Raw genomic sequence first — 4,716 nt, 5'->3', positions numbered from 1 at the left:
CCGTCGCCGACCCGGACAGCGTCGAGGACAAGCGGCGCTTCTTCCGCACCGGGCCCGGGGAGTACGGCGAGGGCGACCGGTTCCTCGGCGTCTCCGTGCCCGACCAGCGCCGCGTCGCCCGACGGTTCAAGTCCTTGGCCCTCAACGAGATCCGCACGCTGCTGGTCACCGGCGCGCACGAGGAGCGGTTGACGGCGCTGCTCATCCTCGTGCTGAAGTTCGCCAAGGCCGATGAGGCCGTCCGATCCCAGATCGTGGACCTCTACCTGGCCAACACCGCCTCGGTGAACAACTGGGACCTCGTCGACTCCTCGGCCTTCCAGCTGCTGGGGGAGTGGCTGGCGGACCGGGACCGTGCGGTGCTGGACCGGCTGGCCGGCTCGCAATCCTTGTGGGAGCGGCGAATCGCCATCATCGCCACGTTCGCCTTCATCCGACGCGGCGACCACGAGTGGACCCTGCGCATCGCCACCACGCTGGTCGGCGACCGTCACGACCTGATCCACAAGGCCGTCGGCTGGATGCTGCGCGAGGTCGGCAACCGGGATCGCGAGGCCGAGGTGCGGTGGCTGATCCGGCACCAGCGGACCATGCCGCGCACCATGCTCCGCTACGCCATCGAGAAGTTCCCGGCGGACGAGCGCCGCGCCTTCCTGGCCGGCACAGGCGCGGGCCCCGGCGGGTGATGCCCGCCGGGGCCCGGTGTCGCGTAAGGGAACTACGACGCGGTGATGGCGTCCCGTACCGCGACGAACGCCTCGTACTCCGCCTTCTGGTCGACCGGCAACTGGTAGGCGGCGGCCATCAGCTTCGGCACGGACGGCAGCACGGAGAGCTTGAACGTCTGGCCGTCGGTCGTCTTGATGACCGTGCGGCCCTGTAGGTCGCGGCGCTTCACCGAGGCGCGATTGGCGTCGGTGACGGTCAGCGGCGCGCCCGCGCTGATGACGCCCTTGTTCTCGTCGAGCGGCACGATGACCAGCTCGGTTCGCCCCGGCTTGAAGCCGACGGCGAAGTTGCTGACGGTGGTCGTGCGGAACACGATGTAGTTCTTCTGCTTCATCTCCGAGGCGTACACCTTGGTGTAGCTCGCCCCGTCGGCGACCACCGACTCGAAGGCCGCGTGGATGGCGGCCTTCAGCTCTTCCTTGCTCGGCACTGCAACTCCATTCCCTGGCTGCGGCCGGACCACCGCGGTGAACGGTGTTCTCGGCCCCGCTATGAAACTCAGTGCGCGCGCCGGCGCTCAAGGCGTTCGAGGGCAACGACTCCAGGCGAAAGTCGTCGCGGCGGCCGGGGCGATGTGGGTAATTCGGCCGTCGTGGAAAACGCTTACCACGGCCGGTGAGCGAGGCCAAGGTGCTGGCCGGCGGGCAGAGCCTGATGCCGATGCTCAACTTCCGTCTCGCGCGCATCGAGCACCTGGTCGACATCAACCGGCTCGGGTCGCAGTGGGCCACGCGTGCTGGCGATACCCGCCCGCAGGTTCGGGCCGGTGACGTACCTGGCGAAGTTCGTCCGGGACCCGATCATCTGCGGCGTGCTGATCCTCATCCTGGCGACCCAGCTGACCAGCACGGCACTGCCGAACTGGCTGGGCGCGCCGAACAGCCCCGGCTTTCCTTGGGTGAACGTGCTGGCCGGAGCGGTGGCGGCGGCGCTGGTCATCGCCTTGACGTTGCTGCCCAAGGGAACCCTGCTGCGACGGGGAGCGGTGCTGGCGGCGGTGATCGCCGGCACGGTGGTGTACGCCCTGCTGGCCCCGACCAACTTCGCGGCGGTGGGGGAGAACCTCGGGTTCACGGTGCCGAAGCCGTTCCCGTTCGGATTCGCCGTCAATGGCGAGCTGGTGCTGGTCTTTTTCATCACGCTGTTCCCGGCCGTGGCGGAAAGCATTGCCACCTATGACATCGTCGCCGGCTGGGGCGGCCAGGAGCTGTCCGGGCAGCGGGTGGCCCAGGGCGTGTTCGGCGAGGTCCTCGGCAGCACCGTCCGCGCGGTCTTCGGCGGAATGTCCACATTGGCCTATCCCGACAACATCGGCCTGCTCCGGGTGACCAAGGTCGGCTCCCGCTACGTCACCCTGGCCACCGGCATCATCCTCCTGGTGCTGGGCGGCCTCGGGCCCTTCGACCGCCTCCTGCAGGCCATTCCCCTGCCGGTGCTGGCCGCCGCCGGCACCGTCCTTTTCGGAGTCCTGTTCGCCAGCGCCATCGACGTGCTGTCCGGCGTGCACTGGTCCCGTGACAACCTGATGCTGGTCGGCTTCCCGTTCATCACGGCCATCGGCGGCCTGTTCGTGCCGGCGGCAACCCTCAAGGCCATGCCGCCGGTGGTGCAGCTCGTCCTGGGCCAGCCGCTGATCCTCGGCACGGTCCTGCTGGTGGTGCTGAAGCTCGCCTTCGGCCTTCGACGATCCTGAGGTTGGTGTCCGGTCCCGCCGGACACAGCCCGGGTGTCGGGCCGCCGCGGTTCGCCGCTTCCTCGCCGAGTCGGTGTCGCTGCGCCGGGCCGAACTGCCGGCACGATCGGGTGGGATTGGGCCGTTCGGGGAGCTCGGTTTGTGAGCAGGCGACGGAATGCCCCTAAATTGACGGCATGACGCCACAGCGCCCCCTCGGCTCGGGCTTCGGCTGCGCCTCCACGGCCGACGACGTGATCAAGGGCATCGACCTGACCGGCCGGACCGCCATCGTGACCGGCGGATATTCCGGCATCGGCACGGAAACCGCGCGGGCCCTGCGCGCGGCGGGCGCGGAAGTGATTGTTCCTACACGCAATCACGCCAAGGCGGCGGAGGCGTTGGCCGGCATCGACGGGATCCAGATCGCGACCGTGGACCTGCTCGACCCGGCCTCCGTCGACGCGTTCGCCCAGGCCTTCCTGGCCTCCGGCCGTCCGCTGCACATCCTGGTCAACAGCGCCGGCATCATGGCCAACCCGCTGACCCGCGACGCCCGTGGCTACGAGTCGCAGTTCGCCACCAACCACCTCGGCCACTTCCAGCTGGCCACCGCGCTGTGGCCGGCGCTGCGACGGGCCGGCGGTGCCCGCGAGGTGTCGGTCTCCTCGTGGGTTTTTTTTGTTTCTCCGACATCCACTTTCGACGACCCGAACTTCGAGCGCCGCGAGTACCAGCCGTTTCTCGGCCTACGGCCAGTCCAAGACCGCCAACATCCTGTTCGCCGTGCACGCCGACGCCCGCGGCCGCGAGGACGGCATCCGGGCGTTCTCGCTGCACCCCGGCGGCATCAAGAACACCGGACTGGACAAGCATGTCTCCGACGACATGCTGCGGGCCGGCGGCATCATCGACGACAGCGGCGAGGCCGTCATCCGCCCCGAGCACGGCATGAAGACCTGTGAGCAGGGGGCGGCGACCAGCGTGTGGTGTGCGGTCAGCCCGCAGCTCGACGGGCTCGGCGGCGTCTACTGCGAGGACGTGGAGATCGCCGAGCTCGCGCCGGCCGACCAGGCCGACAGCATCGGCCTGTCCGACGCCCACACCAAGCGGGGCGTCATGCCGTTCGCCGTCGACCCCGAGTCGGCCGAGCGCCTGTGGAAGCTGAGCGAGACCCTGGTGTGAGCTAGTCCCGTCTTCCGCACATGGACACAGGTGAGTTGATCACGCGGGCCGGTGTCCGCTCGGTCAAGGGCTCTGCCAGGGTGTTCAGTCGTGGATCAACGTGCACGACGACGGGCTCGCTATGTCGCGGCGAGTGTGGAGAAAACACTGGGCGCGCTGCCGGTGATCGCCGATTACTGTCGCCGTCTGGACCTGGCCGGGATCATCGACCGCGCCTGCCCGGTGCGTGATCTCGCACTCCTGACCCACGGACAGGTGATCGAAGCGCTGGTCGCGAACCGACTGACCTCACCAGCACCACTGGTCCGGGTGACCGACTGGGCCCGCGAGCACGCGGTCGAGGAGGTCTTCGGCATCGAGCCCACGCTGCTCAACGACGACCGGATCGGCCGGGCGTTGGACGCGATCGCCCCCGAACTCGATCACATCGTCGGGTCCGTTGGCGCACAAGCGATCTCGATGTTCGGGCTGGACACATCCCGGCTTCATTGGGACATGACCTCGATCTCGCTGTACGGCGCCTACGACCAGGCCGACACCGACCACCCGGCGCCGAAGTTCGGGCACCCCAAAGACCGCCGCCCCGACCTGAAGCAGATCCAGGCCGGGCTGGCGGTCACCGGCGATGGTGGTGTGCCGGTGTTCCACCGGGCCTACGACGGTGGCGCGGGCGAAGTCGCCCAGGTGGTGGGCGCGATGAGCGCGCTGCAGACTATGGCCAGACCCCGAGAGTTCCTGCTGGTCGGGGACTCCAAGCTGGTGTCCTACGCCAATGTCTCGGCGATGATCGCCTCCGGTGTCGGGTTCGTCGCGCCCGCGTCGAAGGCCTACACGCCGGCCGCGACGCTGGCCGCGCTGGACCTCGACTCGGCCGCCGAGGTGGACTACGTCGCCGAACGGGACGCGGGCAAACCAGCCGCCGACCGTGGCCGCTGGCGAGTCACCGAGGACACGATGACGCTGGCGGGCAAACGCAAGCGTGACCCGGTGCTCACGCTGCGGCGGGTGTTCGTGCACTCCACCGCCCGAGCCCGCGCCGCGGCCACCGCGCGGGCCCGCAAACTCGACCGTGCTCGCGACGATCTGGACCGGCTGGTCCGGGGCCTGGGCTCCCGGCATTACCCCGACGA

At 69.2% G+C, this 4,716-nt stretch carries 5 protein-coding genes and 1 pseudogene; 5 read left to right on the top strand and 1 reads right to left on the bottom strand.

Annotated features, from left to right (window positions below; translation table 11 throughout):
• On the top strand, positions 1-686 hold a 686-nt coding region (locus tag KUTG_RS04420), incomplete at its 5' end, for a DNA alkylation repair protein (RefSeq protein WP_043715087.1).
• Positions 687-718: 32 nt separating this feature from the next.
• Here the strand turns inward: KUTG_RS04420 and KUTG_RS04415 are convergent.
• Positions 719-1,159 (bottom strand): hypothetical protein, encoded by a 441-nt coding sequence (locus KUTG_RS04415; protein WP_043715084.1) that lies wholly within the window; start codon positions 1,157-1,159, stop codon positions 719-721.
• A 303-nt stretch (positions 1,160-1,462) separates the two neighbouring features.
• Between KUTG_RS04415 and KUTG_RS04410 the strand changes: the two genes are divergently transcribed.
• The 4 genes and pseudogenes from KUTG_RS04410 to KUTG_RS04400 form a co-directional block, all read left to right on the top strand.
• Complete coding sequence (locus KUTG_RS04410) at positions 1,463-2,422, top strand: solute carrier family 23 protein (protein ID WP_052393930.1); 960 nt, start codon at positions 1,463-1,465, stop codon at positions 2,420-2,422.
• Between the two features lie 176 nt (positions 2,423-2,598).
• Positions 2,599-3,015, top strand: a pseudogene (locus KUTG_RS65940) (SDR family NAD(P)-dependent oxidoreductase); the annotation flags it as partial.
• 172 nt (positions 3,016-3,187) lie between these two features.
• Positions 3,188-3,586 (top strand): SDR family NAD(P)-dependent oxidoreductase, encoded by a 399-nt coding sequence (locus KUTG_RS65935; RefSeq protein ID WP_369794693.1) that lies wholly within the window; start codon positions 3,188-3,190, stop codon positions 3,584-3,586.
• 90 nt (positions 3,587-3,676) lie between these two features.
• The coding region (locus KUTG_RS04400) for an IS1634 family transposase (protein WP_232240656.1) at positions 3,677-4,716 on the top strand (1,040 nt) is incomplete at its 3' end.

The organism is Kutzneria sp. 744, assembly GCF_000568255.1.
Lineage (GTDB): Bacteria > Actinomycetota > Actinomycetes > Mycobacteriales > Pseudonocardiaceae > Kutzneria.
The sequence above is the reverse complement of the archived record's forward strand: the minus strand, read 5'-3'. Positions and strand labels throughout refer to the sequence as shown.